This is a genomic window from Tellurirhabdus bombi (assembly GCF_021484805.1).
Classification (GTDB): Bacteria; Bacteroidota; Bacteroidia; order Cytophagales; family Spirosomataceae; genus Tellurirhabdus; species Tellurirhabdus bombi.
In genome coordinates, this window is sequence record NZ_CP090557.1 from 1,990,876 (window position 1) to 2,011,794 (window position 20,919).

Genomic DNA, 20,919 nt, shown 5'->3' on the forward strand with positions numbered 1-20,919 from the left:
TAAGTGTCTGATTTTTGTATACTCTAAAGAACAAATTTTACTCTTTTTCTATAAAAAAACAAAGTGTCTTCGTCAGGCTTGCTGATGAAGACACTTTGAAAAGGCCAATAAGCTTACAGACCAACGATCAGCCGCTTAGCAACTTTAAAATCTCCCGCACGAACCTGCAAAATATAGTGACCGGCTGGAAGTATAGACAGGTTCAGAAACTTGCGTTCGTCGAATACTTCTACGCGTTCGGTGAACACTTGCTGGCCTTGCAGGGTGTATAAGGTTACGGTCGCGTCCTTGATGTTGTTGTAGGTTTCAAGAACCACCTGCTTGTCTGGACTAGGGTTAGGGTAGATACTCAAACCGTCATTATCCAGAAAAACATCAAACGTTAACGGGGCCGAGAAAGCAGAATAGCAGGTTGGCCCGTTTTCATAAGCGATAAATGCCTGAGCCTGATAAGCACCTGTTACAGTCGCTTTGATTTCCTGGCCTTGATCCGGTATCCCCGCATTATCGCGTTGCCATAAATAATAATTACCCGCTAGCTGTCCATTGGCTTTTAGCGTATACGTTCCTACCTGCGCGATGGATGGCACACTTGGTACGGGCTTGGCATCGACAGCAATGGCCGAGGAAGGAGTCGACAAGCATCCATTTCCATCCTGAACACGGGCAGTATATTGTCCTGTAGCCGTGACCGTAATGGTTTGTGCATTTTGACCAGATGACCAAATAGCCGGGAAAGGACTGTTCGCCGTTAAATCGACACGCTCGCCATCACAGAAAACGACAGGACCATTGGCCGTCAGCGTTGGCGAAGGCGGTAGTGGATTTACGGTAAGCCTTACAGGTGCCGACGGGTCTGATAAACAGCCAAACGTATTCCGGGTTTGTACGGCATATTCGCCACTCTGGTTTAGCGTTATACTACGACCTGTCTGACCGCTGCGCCAGAGGTAACCTTCCTCAGGACTTGACGTAAGGGTAATGTTCTGATCAGCACAAAATGTTGTCGGGCCGCTCAAGGCAACTACCGGACGCGTAGGCAGAGGATCTACCCGAACTTCAATGGAGTTTGATTCGCGCGAGGTACATCCGTTGGCATCCGTAACGGTTAGCTTATAATTGCCGCTTTGACGAATAGTCACCTGGCGGCCTCTTTCACCATTGCTCCAGTTGTAAATGAGAGCGTCGGTCGATTCCAGGACGGTCGATTCCCGATCACAGAAGCGAGTTGCATTTAACGCCCGAGCAGTAGGCGTAGCGGGAAGTGGATTTACCCGTACATTGACTGGATCAGAAATGAAATCACATCCCGTAACATCCCGCACGGTAGCCGTATAGGTGCCCGCCGTATTAACTGTGATGGCTTGTCCATTTCCTGATCCGCTCCAAACAGAATTTGCGTAACTGGATGTTAGCGTAATGTTCTGGCCCTCGCATAGGTTCGTAGAACCGCTGGCGGTGATCGTCGGACGGGCTGGTACTTCGTAAGGAGCCGTGAAGGTCGCATTCCCAAATCCATCGCGAACGGTTGCGAAATAGCGGCCAGAGCTGGTCGTCAGTGCACCACCGCCTGCGCCATTATTCCAGTTGGTATTGCCCGTAGCTCCATTAACGTTTAGTGTTAACGTATTAGCACCTGCGCAAGCAACGTTGAGTGAGGGGCCAATAACGGGTGCTTGGGGCTGAGAAGCCTGAAAAAATTGATCGTTGAGGGAGTTCGCCCAGGCTTGCGCCAGATCATAGAGGCCTCCATCCTGAAAGTGAACATCTTCGGTTGGGCGGGAGGCTGTTCGGCGAGGAATTTGAATACCGTCCGTATTAGGGCCAGCAAAAACATTCCCTACTGAACTGATTACCTGATTTTGCCCAGCCACAACTCCTGGATTAATTCCTCGGAAGTCATCGTAAGAAACTCTGGCAACTACCCAGGATATATTTTTGCCCGAATGGTCGCGTGACTTTTGAATGATCGTTCGCAGGTTATCGGCATAAGTCCCACTATTGGTATTCAGAAAGTTATCTGTTTCTCCCTGGTGCCAAAGTACGGCTCGCATGCCCAAAGAATGAGCATAAAAACGCAGAGCAGTTTTTAAATTTGTATAAGGCTGGCCATTACCATAGGGCTCTCCATTGTAGGAGTTAAAGGCTTGCCCACCTTCGGCCGTTACCCGCCAATTTTGGCTGGATGTAGCACCCCAAGCAGCATTGAAGAAAAGAATAGGGACTTGTAAACGAGCAGCTAGTAAATCCCCTAATCGACCGTAACACCAGGCTGATTCCCCATGAGGCGACATATAAAACTCTCCTTCTAAGTGCGAAAAGCTAGGAAAAGGAGGCTCACCGGGCGAGTTCGGATCAAAGTAATAATTGACACAGTTTACCCGGTCATCGTTGGCGCGCGGTGCACCATAATTAAAAAAGCCTTGGGCGTTCGATTGGCCAGCAATAACAAAGACTTCTCCAACGCCAACTGGCTCCAAAGGAACTCCATTGACATAGCTGTCGCCCTGTAAGCCCCGTATTTCCAGCTTATACCAGCCCCCATTTAGGGTGATTGTCCCGGAAAAAGCGCCCCCCTGGGGGTCTTTTTGGATAACAATCCAGTCCGTTGGGGTACCTCCCTGGATAGGAGTTGCCTTCACTTCAACCTGTCTGATTGCTGTTGTGTAATTTCCACCAATCTGAATGGTGGCCGAATTAGCATTATTCCGCTGAAATACCATCCGACTCATAGGATAGGTAATACGCAATTGGGAAAACGCCAGGCTAGGTAAAAGTAAAAAATAAAAACGTAGTACAAATTTAAACGGTGTGCGTGCTTTCATGGTATCATCGGCCCTTGTTGCTTTATTCGGTTATGCAGTTAATCAATCGAGGGTTGTGGCCGATTGATTGACTGCCAGATTTGGTCTTTTAATTCCAGAAGGCCCTGCTGCCGAACTGCCGAAATAAATACGATAGGCAAGTCTGCTGGAAAACGATTTTGAATGAGCTTATAGTCCGTTTCTTCAATTAGGTCACTCTTGGATATAGCCAGCAAACGCTGCTTATCCATCAATTCTGGGTTGTACTCGCGTAGTTCGTTGAGCAATGTCTCGTATTCGGCCAGCGCATCTTCACTTGTAGACGGGACTAAAAAGAGCAGAACCGAGTTCCGTTCGATGTGCCGTAAAAAGCGTAAACCGAGCCCTTTACCTTGGGAAGCTCCCTCAATAATTCCCGGAATGTCAGCCATAACAAATGACTTATAATCCCGGTAAGCAACTACGCCTAGATTTGGAACGAGCGTTGTAAATGGGTAATCAGCAATCTCGGGTTTGGCAGAAGACATCACTGATAGCAGGGTTGATTTACCTGCATTCGGAAAGCCAACTAAACCAACATCGGCCAAAAGCTTCAACTCCAGAATAACCCACGCTTCGTCTCCCGGCTCACCCGGCTGCGAATGGTAAGGGGTTTGCTGGGTAGACGATTTAAAATGGTCGTTCCCTAAACCACCCCGGCCACCATGAAGCAAAATTACCTGTTGCCCATCTTCGGCAATCTCAACCAATTGCTCGCCGGTTTCGGCATGTTTGGCAATGGTCCCCAGGGGAACCTCGATGATCACATCTTCGCCTTCCGCCCCTGAGCGTCGCCCACCTTCGCCGCCTTTACCATTTTCGGCTTTGATGTGCTTTTGGTATTTTAGATGGAGCAAGGTCCAGAGTTGTGCATTTCCTTTCAGAATTACATGCCCACCCCGGCCCCCATCGCCACCGTCCGGTCCACCCTTGGGAACGTGTTTCTCCCGTCGGAAATGCTTCGAACCTGCGCCCCCTGCACCCGAACGGCAGTTAATTTTTACGTAATCAATAAAGTTTGATGATGCCATAATCCTGCGGCTACTACCGCGACCCCTCTACTTAAGCCACTTAGGCCGTTCTTCTTTTTTCAATTTCCTGGCTTATCGTATTGAAAATCATTTCAATATCTCCAATACCATCAATGCCAACGTATTTATTCTGGTTCTGATAATAACCAGCCACAGGTGTCGTCTTCTCGTTGTATTCCGTTACCCGACGACGAATTAAATCTTCATTTTGATCATCTGGTCGCCCGGATGAATGCCCCCGTAACAATAAACGCTTGGTCAGCTCTTCTTCGTCTACTTCCAGACTAAGCATTACGGTAATCTGTTCATTGTACTGAGCCAGCAGGTGATCCAAAGCTTCGGCTTGTTTTACAGTCCGTGGAAACCCGTCAAAAATGAAGCCAGCTGCCGATTGATTTTCCTGTAACTTATAATCAATCATGCCGATAACTACTTCATCAGGTACCAGGATTCCCTGATCCATCAAGGTCTTCGCTTGCAGCCCTAGCTCTGTTTTTGCCTGAATCTGCGAACGTAATAAGTCGCCCGTGGATAAATGCACTAACTGATACTTGGCAATCAATTTTTCACTTTGTGTTCCCTTACCAGCACCCGGTGGGCCGAATAGTACAAGATTTAGCATATTATTAACAGATATCCACGCAAATTATTGGACAAAATTACGATTGTTGGCAGGAATTAACGGAACATTTTTACAAGTATTTATCAATAGGGAAACAAAAAGACCAAAAAATAGGGGCTACCGTTGGCAGCCCCTATCTTAAAATTATTTTATTTTCCTTATTTCGTCGCCTTAGCCGCCGGTTTTTTGGCGCCTGGTTTCGTTGCTGGTGCCGGAGGATTCAATGCATTTTGTACATCTTTATCCGCTGGATCAAGCTCAGCTGCTTTAGTCAGATACTCTCTTGATTTCACCGCTTCGTTTTTGTTAGCGTAATACGAAGACAAAAACTTATAAGCAGTCATCATGTAGCGCTTGTTCGCCTCTTTTTTCGCTGGATCAGCCGCTATTTCTTTATCAGCAACTTCCAGGTATTTTTCATAAAAAGGTACTGGCGCACCTGTACTCATAGCCCCTTTTGTATCGCTAAAATAGCTCGTTGATGCCCGGAAGTAGTATGCAGGAGACCAGTCTGGAGTAATTTGACTTACTTTCGTCAGTGCAGAGTCCGCAGCAGCATAGTACATATCTTTAGCTTGGCGAATAGCCGCCGTATCCCCGTTCATCAGCATTGTGCTATCTTTACCAACGCGGCTTGCTAACAGGTAGTTTGACATACCCAACTGGAAATAGTCGTTTGTAGTTGCTTTGTTCGTATCAACAGCAATTGCTCTTTTATAAGCAGCCACTGCTTTATCGAATTTTTTAGCACCATAGTAAGTCTTACCAATCTCACGATACAGGTTTTCAGTCGAATCCAGAGGAGCCGCTTTTTCCAGGTTTATCAGAGCAAGCGAGTCACCTTCTGGTGTACCTTTCTGTGCATAGGCACGACCCAGGAATTTATAGTCATCAAAAATGATTTTATCCGGTGCCTGTTGCATAAACGTATTCAGGCTTTGGATCGCTTCATCAGATTTGCCCATGTTATTATAAGCCCAACCATAAATCCGGTTGATAACTGGGTTATTGATTTTGCCTTTCAGCGCATCTAGTTTTTGGATGGCCCGTGCATTATCACCTGCCAGGAAGTCAAACTGAGCTGAACGAAGCAGTTTGTCAGAATCAGTTGTTTCGCTTTTCTGAACGTAAAGATCCATGTTCTTAGCCGCATTTTTGTACGCCCGTGAGCCTAAGAATGCTTCCGCCAAATCTTCGTACGTAGGAGCGAATTCCGGATCAGCTGCAATGGCTTTCTCGTAGTTTTCCTGAGCTAGTTTGTAGTTCTTACCGCGTAGGAACGTCTTACCAATTTTGTAATTGGCTTCGGCGCTATTTGGTGTGATCTGCAACGCATTTTCATACTTGCTTACAGCGTTACCACCATCATTTTTCAACATATAAGCGTCACCAAGTACCATTTCAATTTCGGCATTTTGGTTTTTCTTATCCAGTTTGTCGGCGATCTCCAGGATGCGAATTGCCTCAGCTGGATCATTGGTTTCGAATAGGGTATAGGCTTCGCCAGCGCGTAGTAAAACGTCGATGTTTTTACTTTTTGTTGCATCCAGCGCCTGATCGATCTGCGTTTTTGCCGTTGCACGATCTTTCTTTGCCAACGCTACAGCACCCAGGCCCACATTGTTCAAAACATTTTTCTTATCAGCCAGTGATGCCCCTTTTTCAAAGGACTGCTTTGCTGCATCCGTTTCACCCGCTTTCAATTGAGCATAGCCCAGGTAAAAATAGTTGTCGGCTGAAGGAGCACTGTTAGCTAGGCCTGTAAATGTTTTGATAGCCTTCGTGTAGCGACCTGATTCCAAGTCTTTAACACCCGACTGCGCGTCCTGAGCAATTGCCTGAAACGTACCAAAAACGCCAGCGGCAATCGTTGTGAACAGAGCTTTCTTATTGAAAATCATGCCAATTCAGGTTGAGAATGGTTATAAAATGTTTACTTTTTTCAAAACAGAATACAAAACTAAAAAATTGCAGTAAGAAGCAAAATTTTTAATCTTTCTGGAAATACACTTCTCTATTATATGGTATTGCGGGCCATAAACCACTTTTTTCGATCAGCAAACCACCCACGTCTCTGGCAATATAAGTCATCAAACCTCCTCCTAAACCGGAGTGAGCTTCGCGACTGATAATGTATATTTTTCGACGCAACGGGTAAGTTTCCAAACCTAAGTTTTTTTGGAATGGCTGAAGGTAATCCTCTTGTTTTGTTGGATTTGCCTTCTCCGAAATTCCCAATACCCTTAACTCGCGTGAGAGATCAGCTGTCAGAGGCTCATCCCCATCACTAATCCAGTTAACGCCAATGAAACCTAGAGCTGCCGGATTTTTACGAACGTACTCAATCACTTCTTTGTTTGACTTCACCGTGAATATTTTCAGACGGCTAATGTCTTTGACATCAAACTTCTTAAGCACATAATTCAAATTGCTAGAATTATTGTTGTCAAAGATCAGAACAATCGGGCTGCTCTGGTTACCACCCTTCAGCTGCGACCAGTTTGTGATCTTTCCCTGAAAAATATCCTGTAACTCAGGCGTGGTAATCAAACTGTCCGTATTCTGTTTGCCAACAATAAGGGCAATTCCATCGATAGCAATGAACTGTGTTCGGACCTTGATTTTTTCCTGAACCAAGATCGTTTTTTCCTTATCCGTTAGTTGCCGCGTCGAAAAAACAAGCCGGGCACTGTCTTGCAGGAAGGCATTGATGGCTTCCTGTTCAGGGCGATATAGGGTATTAAACTTCGTATCGGTGTTAATACCCTCATACGCCAGACGAAGCGATTCTACCAGTGGCTGAAGCGATTCATCCGAGGCAATCGTGATCTCACCGTGGGCCGGATTGTCTTTTGGCTGTGGCGAACAGGCGGCCAACGCAATAACTGCTAACCAAGCGAATTGTTTCAACTGTTTTTTCATGTGCCATTAAAACCGCTGGAAACCCCGATAGGTTCGGAAAGCGCCATATGCGATTAGTAGTACCGCCATAATATACCGTCCGACTCCGGTCGGTAATATCCCAAAAGACTGAGAGGAGGCAATCAGATAGATGCCTCCTCCCATGTAGACCAAACCCATCAACACATTAAGATAACGGCTGAGTTGGTTTGAAGATGGTCTGTTTCTCATTCCAAAGATTACTCCAACTGGAAGTTGATCGGTAGGTTAAACTTCACCCGAACCGGACGACCTGACTGTTTGCCTGGGCGCCATTTCGGCATTTGTTGTACTACGCGTTTCGCTTCTTCGTCCGTACCGAAGCCAAGGCCTTTCATTACTTGTACGTCCTGAATAGAACCATCGGCATTTACTACGAAGCTTACGAATACCCGACCAGAGATGTTCGCCCGAGAAGCGGCAGCTGGGTAACGCATGTTTTTACCTAACCATGCATACATAGCGGCTGTTCCTCCTGGGAATTCTGGCTGCTGTTCAACGACCGTGAAGACTTCTTCCTCTTTTTTAGGAGCAACTTCCACGGCTGCCTCGACGCGCGTAGGACCAGCTGTTTCTTCTGGTGCTGCAATCGCTTCTTCAGCATTGGGGTCACCTTCCTGAGTTTTATCAGCTGAAACGGCTTCTTTCAACTCTTCAACGGTTGGTGGCGGCGTTTCTTCCGGTACTTCTTCATCCGGCTTTACTTCCGGCGGAAGGAATTTTACCGTGTTAACCTTTGGAACCTCAACCGGCGGCGGTGGCGGTGGTGGTGGTTCGTTCGGGTCGATTGGCGGTGGCGGAATCTTCATCAGGTCAACCTCAACTTCCACAGGGACTTCCTCTTCAGGCGTCAGGACGTTGATGATGGTTGGGGCAGCCATTGCAATCAGGAATAAAGCCGAGCCAATGATTAGCGCGCGATAAACCGTTTTAGAATAGCCTTTCCGTAATGAATACGCACCATACGCCTTGTTACGTTCCGCAAACACGATATCATCGAGTGTTGATGCGGAGTTTGTCGTTACTTCTGCCATGGCGATTTAAATCGTTCAAATTGATCTTTTCAGATCGTTTGTCACTTTAGTTTGTCAGCAATCAATTTTTCCTCGTCTGGAGTCAAAACATCCACCAAAGCATAGCGCTTTGATTTAGTAATGGCCATCTCATCTAGAATATCTACCATGTTGCGGTAGGTTGATTCTTTTGTTGGCTTGATTACGACGACAAATTGTTCACCAATTCTGTTTTTGTTATCCAGAATGGCGCTCCGAAGCTCCTGGCCGAAGCGAACTGTTTTCAGCTCAGGATCTTCGTTCGCGGCTTTACCAGCGATGTAGTGAACTTCGTTGTTCTTACCGAGAAACACCGTCATTACTTTAGATGCTTTGATCGGCTCGTTTTCTACTTTTTCGGTCTTGTCTGGCACGTTCAGTGTCATCGAAGACGGTTTATTTAAGGTAGTGGCAAGAATGAAAAAGGTGATCAAGAGAAAGCCCAAGTCTACCATGGGAGTCATATCGACCCGGGTAGACATCTTTTTACCACGGACTTTACCACCTTTATGATTGCCACCACCACCACCGGTGTCTATACTTGCCATCGTTTACGAATTTAAGGCGAAGACGCTTTTGTTGGTGTAAAAAAATGAATTAGTCGTTTGTCCAACCTGCCGGTGGGGCTTCCGTACCTGTAATCAGGTTGAATTTGTTAATATTCTGCGATTGCAGAGAGCTTAACACATTCTTGAAATTCGGAAACTTCGATAGGTTATCGCCTTTTACGGCAATACGCAAGTCCTTGTTAGCTTTCCGGGCGTTGTAAACCCACTGGGCTAACTGGTTTGTCTGCGGATTCGCAGTTGAGTCAACTGGGATACCTGGTTGCTTCAAAGCCTTTTGTTGTTCAGGTTTCAAAGCCAGGTATGATTTCAGTTGGTTCAATGGCAGACCGAAACTAGACTGGATCGAGAATTTCTTCTTCTCCTGATCTGTAAACGATATTCCATTAGCTTCTGCCATGTATTCAAGCATTGCCACCCGGTTTTGTTGGTTATCAATACCGAAGTAAACTTTGCCATCCTTATCTAGGCTAATGGTCATGATGTCCTTATCGGGCACCTTAATTCCAGAGATGGATGTCGGCGTTTCGATAGCGGCGGCCTCCTGTTCTTTGAATTGAGCCGTCATGATAAAGAAGCTCAACAACAGAAAGGCCATATCGCACATTGCCGTCATATCCATAACCGGACCGGAGCGCTTTGGCTTTACTATAGGCATATTTTTACGTTTTTAAGTAATAAACGTTAGCCAAATCGATTAATTATGCGCAGCAAAATTTTGCTGAATGCTCAGACCGATCTCGTCGATGTTATAAGTCAATTCGTCAATACGGCTAGTGAAGTAGCTGTACATGATGGTTGCGATAGCGGCAGTACCGATACCAAGAGCCGTGTTTACAAGGGCCTCAGAGATACCCGTTGCAAGAGCAGCTGTATCTGGTTGGCCTGATGTACCCATACCGGCGAAGGCGCGGATCATACCCAATACCGTTCCCAACAGGGCTACCAGCGTTGATACCGAAGCCAGTGTTGCGATGATCGTCAGGTTTTTCTCCAGCATCGGAAGCTCCAGAGTTGTTGCTTCTTCTACTTCTTTTTGCAAAGCAGCCAGTTTTTGCTCTTTGTTTAATTCTGCATCAGTTCTTAATTGTTGATACTTAAGCAGGGCCGTTTTTACAACGTTTCCTACTGAACCTTTTTGACGATCGCACTCTTTAATGGCAGCTTCTATGTCGTTACGGTCCAGCAGGCTTTTTACTTTACCTACAAAATCATCAACTGAACCACTACCATTGGCCCGGCCAATTGTGATGAAACGCTCAATTGAGAAAACTAATACGGTTAAGAAACAAGTAAACAGTAAAGGTACAATCCAGCCACCTTTGTAAACTACACCAAAATAGTCACCATCTTTTGGTAAGTTTTCGTTGTTGTCTCCCTGGAAGTGGCTAGGATCACCAAAGACGAAAATAAAGACTACAAAGGCAATCACAGCCAGAATAGGAATTACAAACACCGGATTCAAGCCGCCTGATTTTTTCTTTGCAGGTGCCGCTGCTCTAGCTGGTGCTGGGGTTGGAGATTGTGTTTTCATTGAACTTACTGTAGGGTTAAATTGAAACTGGTTTTTTATGTAAAGAAAGTGAAAATTTTAGTTTGATTACTTTTCTTGAAATAAAATTTCGGCAGATAGCCTTCGGACCCTAAACACAAATTTATCAATTTTCTATCTGAAAATATACAAACGGCAACGTCAAATTTTTGTGAAATATATTACCCATTTTGTTCACGTAGGATTATTTTAATTTTGGCTTTTAAAAATCACAGTTCATTTGCTTGAATTAACGGCTGGTTTTTAAGTGATTAAAACCAATAAAAGCGGTTTGGGTTGCCTGGTTATTTTTGTATTGCTTACTTCATTAAATGATGAAAGAAACATTATTAATCCTATTGATATTAATCTAGATTTAAGGTTTGACTGGCTGATTTGGCCCTTCCTCTGCCTGTTTTTTGTGGGTATCGGCCAACAAGAGATAAATGAATGCACCAGCAGAGAAAAATGATATAATCAGAAAAGAGAGCTGAAAACGGGCAGCATCGTTTTGATAAATTTTTGCGGATAGGAATGCTCCTAAACCAATTCCAGCCTCAAGAGCAATATACATCGTTGCCAGTGCTCGCCCTCGATTTGCGCTGTGACTAAGATCGACCGTCCAGGCCTGGGCCGTTGGTGAATACATACCCATCGAGATCCCAAACACAACAGCCCCCAGCAGAAAGGTTAGTTCCGTGTCGCTAAAGGCAATCAGGAGCATGCCAATGGTTAGAATGAGTGAGGCAATGCGCAACACAGGACGGCGGCCATATTGGTCCGATACTTTTCCGGCCATGAAGCGGATAGCCAGTGAGGCGATGGTGAAGACCGTGAAAAATAACCCTTTGTTTCCCATCTTCAGGGACTCGCTGAAATCAGGGGCTAGCGTAATCACAGCACCAAAACTAAAGGAGTTTAGAAAGGTAACCAGCGATGGGGCAATGACAGCGGGTTCGAATACATCGCGCCGGGAAATTTTAAGCAGTTGCCACCGAAAAGGAAGCTTCTCCGGCAGCGTTTCTTTCATATTTAGCAAAATGACAATCGAGAGCAGGGCCAGAAAAGAAGAAGCATAGAAAAGCCCATTCAGACCAAGCAGACTCGTTAGCCAGCTTCCCAGGGCTGGGCCAAAAGCCATACCAATACTCCCACTAAGTCCTAAGATACCCATTGCTTCACCCCGGCGGTCGTCGGGTACGATGTCGGCTACATAGGCAGATGTACCCGTTGGTTTAAAGCCCGTGGAGAAACCATGCACCAGCCGAAGCAGTAGAAAAGCAGAAACAGTTTGCAGCAAAGGATAAAGAAAGCCACATACAAAACAGACCAGTGAGCCAAAGGCCATGACCGGCACCCGCCCGATTGTGTCCGTGAGTCGTCCACTAAAAGGGCGGGAAATACCTGCTGTAATCGTAAAAAAGGCAATAATGTACCCTTTGTATTCGGCCCCGCCTAAGCTGGTTAAATGAGCGGGTAGCTCAGGGATCAGCATGTTAAAGCTGGCGAAGAAAAGAAAGGAACTTAAGCAGAGAAGGAAAAAAGAAAGTGTGTAAATCTTCATAAACAAGCTAAATAAAGCTAGTCTAAAAGCGATAGACCCGCTTTACAATTGTACTAGATAAGACGGTAGCAGCCCTAGTGGATAAGACATCTATCTACCAAACCAAGTACCAAAGGTAGCTCGTGCGTGGCAACCATACTAACAGAAAGACAAGGACGCAGGCTATTTTCCTATAGAATACAAAAATCCCATTCTCAAAGGCGGAACGGGATTTGAAGATTTACTCAACATTGCTGCTAAAAGCAGCACAGACGTATATACGTACGAAATATTCTTTTGGATTTTTACAACTAACCAAAAAGTAAAAAATTAGGAATAAAAAGAACTCCCGGCCATGTTTCCATAACCGGGAGTTCTTTTTGAAGGGTAATTATTGCTATTAAGAGCCACACATTTCACATCCTTCTGGATCGTCCAGCGAGCATTGGATTGCTGAATAATTAAATTCGGCGTCATTCACTTGCGACGTTGCAACCGGTTGGGCGTGGTCTTGGGCGTATTTAACGTAGTTCAACGGCTTTTCGATTGGCGCTGTTTCGGCCAGGGCAGGCTCTAGCTGCGGTTCAGCTTGTTTTTCGACGGTAAACTTAACCGCGTCAACAGCCGCTTTGGTACGCAGGTAATACATGCCTGTTTTCAAGCCAGCTTTCCAGGCGTAGAAGTGCATGGAAGTCAGCTTGCCAAAGTTAGCATCAACCATGTGGATATTCAGTGATTGGGATTGACAGATATAGGCTCCCCGATCAGCGGCCATGTCGATGATGTGTTTCTGCTTGATCTCCCAAACGGTTTTGTAGAGATCTTTTAGATTCTGCGGAATATGCGGGATATTCTGCACCGAACCGTTGGCTGCGATCAGCATGTTTTTCATGTTGTCATTCCACAGGTTCAGCTTCACCAAGTCTTTGAGCAGGTATTTGTTCACGACAACAAATTCACCGGACAAAACGCGACGCAGATAAATGTTCGACGTAAATGGTTCAAAACATTCGTTATTACCCAGGATCTGTGAAGTCGAGGCGGTTGGCATCGGCGCAAGAAGCAGGGAGTTACGCACACCGTGCTGAACAACATCCTGACGGAGTGTTTCCCAATCCCAACGGTTGGAGTCAGGTTGTACGCCCCACATATCAAACTGGAATTGGCCCTGCGAGATCGGCGAGCCAGCCCAGGTTTCGTAAGGACCTTCTTTTTTCGCCAGCTCCATGGAAGCAACCATAGATCCGTAATAGATGGTCTCGAAAATTTCTTTGTTCAACCGCCGGGCTTCATCAGACTCGAAAGGCATCCGAAGCATGATGAATGCATCAGCAAGTCCTTGAATACCAATACCAATTGGACGGTGACGCATGTTTGAGCGACGAGCTTCTTCAACCGGATAATAGTTGATGTCGATAATCCGGTTCAGGTTTTTCGTTACCACTTTTGTGATTTCGAACAGCTTGTCGTGGTCAAAGTGAAGCATGCCGTTGGCACCCGCCTTAATGAATTTTGGCAAGGCAATGGAGGCCAGATTACAAACCGCTACTTCGTCGGGTGACGTATACTCGATGATCTCTGTGCAGAGGTTCGACGATTTGATGGTTCCCAGGTTCTTCTGGTTCGACTTGCGGTTAGCGTGGTCTTTGAAGAGCATGTACGGCGTTCCTGTCTCCGTCTGCGATTCTAAGATTTCAAACCATAAATCCTGCGCCTTGATTGTTTTACGGGCTTTGCCTTCGCGTTCGTAGCTCTCATAAAGTGCCTCAAACTCGTCGCCGTAGGTGTCAGCCAGGCCAGGGCATTCGTGCGGGCAGAACAACGACCAAACGTCATTGGCTTCTACACGCTTCATGAACAAGTCGGGAACCCACATGGCGTAGAAAAGATCGCGGGCGCGGAGTTCTTCTTTACCGTGGTTTTTCTTCAGTTGCAGGAATTCAAAAACATCGGCGTGCCAGGGTTCCAGGTAGATGGCAAAAGAACCTTTGCGTTTCCCGCCGCCCTGGTCTACATAACGAGCAGTATCGTTGAAGACGCGCAGCATCGGCACAATGCCGTTTGACGTACCGTTTGTGCCTTTAATGTAAGTACCCGTTGCCCGAACGTTGTGAATGCTCAAGCCAATACCACCCGCTGACTGAGAGATTTTGGCGGTTTGTTTTAACGTATCGTAGATGCCCTCGATGCTATCATCCTTCATAGTCAGCAGGAAGCAGCTCGACATCTGCGGCTTTGGCGTTCCAGCGTTGAAAAGGGTAGGGGTAGCGTGGGTAAACCATTTCTCCGACAGCAGGTTGTAGGTTTCAATAGCTGAATCAATGTCATCGAAGTGAATGCCCACCGCAACCCGCATCAGCATGTGCTGCGGACGCTCGGCAATCCGGCCGTCAATTTTCAAGAGGTAAGACTTTTCGAGCGTTTTAAAGCCAAAATAGTCGTAGCCGAAATCACGGTCGTAGATAATGGTTGAGTCGAGCAGGGCGGCATTTTTCCGCACCACGTCATAAACTTCTTTGGAAATCAGGGCGGCGTTCTCTCCTGTTTTAGGATCGATGTAGTTAAAAAGCCGCTTGATTGTTCCTGAAAACGATTTATTAGTTTCCTTATGTAAGTTAGAAATAGCAACGCGAGCCGCCAGAATCGCGTAATCTGGGTGCTTTGTGGTCATGGAAGCCGCTGTTTCGGCAGTCAGGTTATCCAGTTCCGTGGTTTTAACGCCATCATAAAGGCCACTAACGACTTTCATGGAGACTTCGACTGGCTGCACATACGCTGGATCTAAGCCGTAGCATAGTTTCTCAATCCGGGCCGTGATCTTGTCAAATCTGACAGACTCCCGACGACCATCGCGTTTAATTACATACATAGCGATTATATGATAGTTTTTCGATGTAAAAAGTAGACAAATTAACTGAAGGCAACGGGCTTATAACTGGAATGAATCTTTAAAGATACTACCAAGGTGGACACAAAATCAAACAAGATGGTTCGCGTTGTTGCCACATCCTAAGAATTATCAAAGTCTACTAAGTGTATTGAGATCCTGTTAGCGCCTTAGAAAGAACAACTTAGCATTAGTCCATCGGATACAGGGTCTAAAAAAGTTGAAAGTTGTATTCGGGGAACAAATGAAAATTTGTTTATAAAACACTGATTACTAATTACTTGGGTCAATATAACCTAAAAGTTTCAGAAAAAAATGATTAGTTAATTAATTTTATAAAGTGGTTATATTTAAAAATTAGCCTTAGGAAACCTGTTAAAGTTGTTGGAAATCAGTTAAGAAGTTTCTACTTTTGCAGTCCTTTTAGTGAATCATCCGCATGGCGGATCGCTTGGAAACCGATTAATAGAGCCATTATATTATGAAACAAGGTATTCATCCAGATTATCGGGAAGTGGTTTTCTGGGATATGTCTAGTGACTACAAATTCATTTCTCGTTCAACTGTTCAAACGAGAGAGACGATTGACTTCGAAGGCCAAACTTATCCCGTTGTGAAACTGGAGGTTAGCTCGCAATCGCACCCATTCTACACCGGTAAAAACGTACTTCTTGATACGGCTGGTCGCGTAGATAAATTCTTGAAACGGTACGGCAAAAAATAGTTTTTGTACGTTAAGGTCTTTTAAAAGCCCCCTCGGATTAGTCCGAGGGGGCTTTTTTATGCTCTGTTGTCTAACAATCGAAAGCCAGCAGTCAGTATTGCAAATAGGAGAGGCTCTTTTTAGACAAATAATTCTGCAATTTTTGCAATAAGTTTTTGTTTTCTGTTGCAAAAAATGAGAAAAAGCGCGTAGTTACGCCTTGATAATGGATTTTGTTCAAAATTAACCTAGTTCCTTCCAATTCCAGTACGATTTGTAAACCTAAACAGCCATTTTCATGGCAAAACCCTATGACAAAACAATTACTTCTGCAAGTTTTGCTTGCCAGAGTAAGGCAAGTATCGATTACTCAAGTTGCTCTTGTTCTTCTTGGCACCCATTTCAGCCACGTTGTTAGTGCTACTGGATCAGTGGAGAATCCATTAGTAGTTCACTCAAAAACAGCGGATGTTGCGGTAACGGGTAGAGTAACGGATGAGACCAACGCCGGCCTACCCGGTGTTAGTGTTATTATAAAAGGATCACAGAAAGGAACGACAACGGATGTCGATGGTCAGTATAAACTGGACGTGCCTGAAAACGGTGCTACGCTTATCTTTTCCTTTGTGGGTTATTTATCCCAGGAAGTAGTGGTAGGTAACCAGATATCAATTAATGTAAGCCTTAAAGCCGACAACAAGGTTTTAGAAGAAGTGGTGGTCATTGGTTATGGTACTGCTCGGAAAAGTGACTTAACCGGCTCCGTATCAGGCGTGAAGGCTGATCAAATCATGGAACGGCCTGCTCCTTCGCTGAATCAGGCGCTTTCTGGCCGGATGCCCGGTGTACAGGTAAACACCAATTCAGGTCGGCCTGGTGGACGAAGCACCATTCGGATTCGCGGGTTCAGCTCCATTAACTCATCGAATAACCCACTTTATGTGGTTGATGGTGTAATGCTACCACAAGGAAACCAGAGCCAGTTCAGCTCTGCCATTGACTACATCAACCCGAACGATATTGTCTCGGTTGAGGTTTTGAAAGATGCCTCTTCGACGGCTATTTACGGAGCGCGGGGCGCTAACGGGGTTATCCTGGTCACTACGAAAAAAGGAAAAGCCGGTGAAGGTCAGGTAACGTACAACGCCGATTTTAGTGTCAACACCATTGGGCCAAACCGCCCCCGCGTACTGAACGCGAAGGAATACCTACAAGTCGAAGAATTGGCGTACAAGAACATTGAAAAATACGATCCGGCTGGCTGGGCTGCTGGAAAATATACCAACTTGGATCCTATTCCTAGAAGAAGACAATTTAGTGCGGCCCATCCAGGCGTGTTTGATGCCAATTTAAATCCGCTTTATGATACGGACTGGTTTAAAGAAACAACGCAAAACAAACTGTCGCAAAACCACCAGTTAGGTTTTAGCGGCGGTAACGAGCGCACGCAATATTCGTTGTCGCTGGGCTACCGGAGCGATGAAGGTCTGATTAAAACATCTTACATGAAACGGTATTCGGGTCGTTTTACCGTTGATGATCAGGTGAAAAAATGGTTGAAAGTTGGTGGTACGTTGAGCTACAACAACCAAACGGAAAACCTGGTCGATATCAATGACGCCGTTGCTCGTCAGATTGTGGAAGACTTCCCGTTCCTGCCGGTAAAATATGCCGATGGTACGTACGCCAGCAACCGCGATTACCCAAGTGCGGAAGGTTCGTTCAGCTCCATGCACCGCTTGATGGATCGTCGGTATATCCTGAACACTCAAACGACACTAGGAAGCTTATACAGTAACATCAATCTGGCTAAAGGGCTGGAAATGCGGACGGTATTGGGGGTTAATATCCTAACGCAGGAAAATAACGAATCGCAGACCCGGACGCTGAACCCAGGTCAGTTTGGTAACGCAGCTGGTCGAAATCAGAAAGAAACGTTCTGGTCACTGGAAAATTACCTGACCTACAACAAGCAAATCGGCACTGACCACAACATCACCGCTTTATTGGGGATTTCGTGGCAGGAAACTAATTTCTTCAGAATTAGCGCCACTGTTCAAAACTTTGCGACGGACTACTTTGGATTCAATAACCTGGGTGCCGGGGCTACAAACCCGCAGGTGCAATCCGATGCCCGCCGTTTTGCGTTTAACTCGTATTTCGGTCGGATCAACTATAGCTTAAAAGAAAAATACCTCTTGACCTTTACCGGTCGGGCCGATGGTTCGTCTAAGTTCGGTACCAACCACAAATTTGCCTTCTTCCCATCAGCGGCAGCGGCATGGCGGGTATCTGAAGAAGACTTCCTGAAAGGTAACGCGCTGGTTTCTAACCTGAAGTTCCGCGCCAGCTTTGGTTTAACCGGTAACTCCGAGATTCCGCCTTATTCATCATTAGCGCTGCTGAGCTCGAACTACTCAACGATTTACGGAGACTCGCGGGCGAACGGAACTGGTCTCGACCGTCTGGCTAACCCTGATTTGCGTTGGGAAAAAACAGCCCAGACTGACGTTGGTCTGGAAATCGGATTGTTCAGAGGCCGGGTTTCACTCGAAGCGGATTACTACTACCGGAAAACCACGGACATGCTACTTGATGCGCCGGTGCCCCGTACCAGCGGTTACGCCACGATTCGTCAAAACGTTGGTTCGATGCAAAACCAGGGCTTCGAGTTTGGTCTGAATACAGTGAACATTGATCAGGGTGGATTCTCCTGGAACACGACGTTCAACATCTCAATGAACCGCAACAAAGTGCTTTCGCTGGCAACGCCATCGGATATCTTCAACGTGGGTGGTCCTAACTTTACAAACCCGACCAACATCATTCGGATTGGCGAACCCGTTGGTTCATTCTGGGGCTTGACTCGCCTGGGAACCTGGAGCGAAGCAGAGCGCGAAGAAGCGGCTAAATTTACCAGCTACCGGAACAACCTGACAATGTTGCCGGGTGATATCAAATACCTGGATGTAAACGGCGATAAAATCATTAACGATGCCGACCGGAGCATTATCGGAAACGGTAGCCCGAAAGGGTGGGGTGCTCTGACGAACAATTTCCGCTTCAAAAACTTCGATGCTACGCTTGAGCTTCAATTTATGTACGGCAACGACGTTATGTTGATGAACTTGCACGCCAGCGAAGACCGCCAGGCCCTGGCCAACAGCTATTCTTCAGTATTGAATGCCTGGAGACCGGATAACCAAAATACGCCTATCGCCGAAATTCGGGAAACGCGGGCAGGCTATGTTACCAACGTAGATAGCCACTGGATTAAGAATGGTTCGTTCCTGCGTGGTCGTAACCTGCTTTTGGGTTACACGTTCCCCGCTCAGGTGACCAACCGGATTAAACTGAACCGCCTGCGTCTGTACGCTACGGTGCAAAACTTCTTCCTGCTGATGGAAGATCCAATCGTTGGTGATCCAGAGGTAACGCCTACTAACCAGGGTGACGGAAACAGCGCCTTCTCGCAAGGTATGATCTGGCACAATTATCCGAAGCCAACAACGTATATGTTGGGTATTCAAATTGGTCTGTAAGCATTAAATACACTCAAAAGAAATTTGCAATGAAGTACACAATCATAAAAAATATAAACAAGGCAATTCTGGTTGGCGCGGTCTTGGTCGGTCCTGCCGGTTGCTCCGACTTCCTGGATGAGCAGGCTCCGTCGAACTTAACCACCGACATCTTCTATACCATTCCCGATCACGCGGAGGCGGCGCTCGCCACGGTCTATGACCGCTTGCGGTTCATGGGAGAAGGTGCCAATATCTTTTCGAACAACTGGCAGTTGCTGGAAGCCATGACGGGTACTTCCACGACGGAAACCGCCCAGAACTCAGACTTGAACAACTTGTATAGCTTGTCACACGACGGAAATACAACGCACATTGTCAACTACTGGAACGGTTTGTACCGGGTTATTGCGCAGGCAAATCAGCTGCTTGAGCAGGTACCAAAAATCACGATGCCAGATGCGCAGAAAACCAAAATCTTGGGCGAAGCGCGGTTCCTGCGGGCGGGTGCATACTTCACGGCTGTTCAGTTGTGGGGTGATGTGCCGCTGATTACCAAGCCTCAAACTATTTATTCTGAGGATTTTAAGCCAACCAGAGCATCTAAGGAAGATGTATACAAATTGATTGTGGAAGACCTTCTGGCCGCCGAAGCTGCTGGTTTGCCGTGGATGGACGTAAGCGGACGGGTTAACCTGGCCGCTGTGAAAACGCAGCTGTCGAAAGTATACCTGACAATGGCGGGTTTTCCGCTGAGCAAAGGCGCATCGCACTACAAATTAGCAGCCGATAAAGCCTTTGAGGTAATTACCTACGCCAATGCGAATCCAACTACAATTAACTTGTTTACTACCTACGAAGATGTGCACAATGAACGGACAGAAAACCGGTTGGAGCATCTTTTCATGTTGCAATACAACGCGATTGTAGCGAGCAATCCGATGGACAATTTCTACGGAAACTTCAAGCCCATCAACTACAACGGTCCGACCGGAACGGGAAGCTCTGTACCCACAAGATCGTTCTACGATTCGTACGAAAAAGGAGATTTGCGGGCTAAGGATCAGGAGGGCTACTTCTATACAACGTATTTCACCAACGGGACAGGCGCGCGGTTTGAGCTAGGAGCACCTTATGTGTTCAAGCACTTTAACCGCATTGCCAACGGAACGCAGGGTGTGGCGGGAACTCGCTTAAATAACCTGAATGTACCGCAGATTCGCTATGCCGAAACGCTGTTGTTGTACGCCGAAGCACAAAACGAAGTGGGTGGACCAACGCAGGCAGCCTATGACGCCATGAAGCGCATCCGCGACCGGGCTAAACTGACTACGCCGGCTTTAGGAACCTATACACAAGCTACCTTCCGGGAGGCCGTGTGGCGGGAGCGCTGGCACGAACTGGCTTACGAACAAATCACCTGGTTTGATATGGTTCGTCTGCGTAAAGTATACAACGAAAAAACAAACGGATTCGACAATTTCGTGGGTCACATCAACCTCAGCACCAACAAAGCGCTGGAAGAAAAGCATTTACTGCTGCCTATTCCAAGACAGGAAATGCTGAATAACCCGAATCTGAAAACGCAGAATCCAGGATATCCAAACTAAGTCAACTTGCTAAAAACGTACGCCCCGGCTAGAAATAGTCGGGGCGTTTTTATGGCTGTCTGTAGCTAAA

The 20,919-nt window shown here is 46.3% G+C and carries 15 protein-coding genes; 3 read left to right on the plus strand and 12 right to left on the minus strand.

Annotated features, from left to right (window positions below):
• Positions 1 to 113 precede the first annotated feature (113 nt).
• The 12 genes from L0Y31_RS08520 to L0Y31_RS08575 form a co-directional block, all read right to left on the minus strand.
• Entirely contained in the window at positions 114 to 2,732 is a 2,619-nt protein-coding gene (locus L0Y31_RS08520; RefSeq protein ID WP_234736695.1) for a T9SS type A sorting domain-containing protein, read from the minus strand.
• Between the two features lie 131 nt (positions 2,733 to 2,863).
• Complete coding sequence (gene obgE, locus L0Y31_RS08525; protein ID WP_234736696.1) at positions 2,864 to 3,874, minus strand: GTPase ObgE; 1,011 nt, start codon at positions 3,872 to 3,874, stop codon at positions 2,864 to 2,866.
• A 40-nt stretch (positions 3,875 to 3,914) separates the two neighbouring features.
• Positions 3,915 to 4,496: an adenylate kinase gene (locus L0Y31_RS08530; protein WP_234736697.1), complete on the minus strand. Its 582-nt coding sequence runs from the start codon at positions 4,494 to 4,496 to the stop codon at positions 3,915 to 3,917.
• Positions 4,497 to 4,654: 158 nt separating this feature from the next.
• Positions 4,655 to 6,298 (minus strand): tetratricopeptide repeat protein, encoded by a 1,644-nt coding sequence (locus tag L0Y31_RS08535; protein ID WP_234736698.1) that lies wholly within the window; start codon positions 6,296 to 6,298, stop codon positions 4,655 to 4,657.
• A gap of 187 nt (positions 6,299 to 6,485) precedes the next feature.
• Positions 6,486 to 7,418, minus strand: coding sequence for a PstS family phosphate ABC transporter substrate-binding protein (locus L0Y31_RS08540; RefSeq protein WP_234736699.1), 933 nt, complete (start codon positions 7,416 to 7,418; stop codon positions 6,486 to 6,488).
• A 6-nt stretch (positions 7,419 to 7,424) separates the two neighbouring features.
• A complete protein-coding gene (locus L0Y31_RS08545; RefSeq protein ID WP_234736700.1) occupies positions 7,425 to 7,628 on the minus strand; it encodes a hypothetical protein in 204 nt (67 codons plus the stop codon).
• Between the two features lie 8 nt (positions 7,629 to 7,636).
• The gene (locus tag L0Y31_RS08550) at positions 7,637 to 8,470 is read right to left on the minus strand and encodes an energy transducer TonB (RefSeq protein WP_234736701.1); all 834 of its coding nucleotides are present in this window, start codon (positions 8,468 to 8,470) and stop codon (positions 7,637 to 7,639) included.
• 41 nt (positions 8,471 to 8,511) lie between these two features.
• Positions 8,512 to 9,036, minus strand: coding sequence for an ExbD/TolR family protein (locus L0Y31_RS08555; protein WP_234736702.1), 525 nt, complete (start codon positions 9,034 to 9,036; stop codon positions 8,512 to 8,514).
• A gap of 49 nt (positions 9,037 to 9,085) precedes the next feature.
• Positions 9,086 to 9,712: an ExbD/TolR family protein gene (locus tag L0Y31_RS08560; RefSeq protein ID WP_234736703.1), complete on the minus strand. Its 627-nt coding sequence runs from the start codon at positions 9,710 to 9,712 to the stop codon at positions 9,086 to 9,088.
• A 39-nt stretch (positions 9,713 to 9,751) separates the two neighbouring features.
• Positions 9,752 to 10,588, minus strand: a complete 837-nt coding sequence (locus L0Y31_RS08565) for a MotA/TolQ/ExbB proton channel family protein (RefSeq protein ID WP_234736704.1) — start codon at positions 10,586 to 10,588, stop codon at positions 9,752 to 9,754.
• 373 nt (positions 10,589 to 10,961) lie between these two features.
• On the minus strand, positions 10,962 to 12,149 hold the full coding sequence (locus tag L0Y31_RS08570) for an MFS transporter (RefSeq protein WP_234736705.1): 1,188 nt from the start codon (positions 12,147 to 12,149) through the stop codon (positions 10,962 to 10,964).
• 379 nt (positions 12,150 to 12,528) lie between these two features.
• The gene (locus L0Y31_RS08575) at positions 12,529 to 14,997 is read right to left on the minus strand and encodes a ribonucleoside-diphosphate reductase subunit alpha (RefSeq protein WP_234736706.1); all 2,469 of its coding nucleotides are present in this window, start codon (positions 14,995 to 14,997) and stop codon (positions 12,529 to 12,531) included.
• Between the two features lie 499 nt (positions 14,998 to 15,496).
• Between L0Y31_RS08575 and L0Y31_RS08580 the strand changes: the two genes are divergently transcribed.
• The 3 genes from L0Y31_RS08580 to L0Y31_RS08590 all read left to right on the plus strand — a co-directional run bounded on the left by L0Y31_RS08580 (position 15,497) and on the right by L0Y31_RS08590 (position 20,849).
• Complete coding sequence (locus L0Y31_RS08580) at positions 15,497 to 15,739, plus strand: type B 50S ribosomal protein L31 (RefSeq protein ID WP_234736707.1); 243 nt, start codon at positions 15,497 to 15,499, stop codon at positions 15,737 to 15,739.
• Positions 15,740 to 16,029: 290 nt separating this feature from the next.
• Complete coding sequence (locus tag L0Y31_RS08585) at positions 16,030 to 19,260, plus strand: SusC/RagA family TonB-linked outer membrane protein (RefSeq protein ID WP_234736708.1); 3,231 nt, start codon at positions 16,030 to 16,032, stop codon at positions 19,258 to 19,260.
• A gap of 29 nt (positions 19,261 to 19,289) precedes the next feature.
• Positions 19,290 to 20,849, plus strand: coding sequence for a RagB/SusD family nutrient uptake outer membrane protein (locus tag L0Y31_RS08590; RefSeq protein WP_234736709.1), 1,560 nt, complete (start codon positions 19,290 to 19,292; stop codon positions 20,847 to 20,849).
• The last annotated feature ends 70 nt before the right edge of the window (positions 20,850 to 20,919 follow it).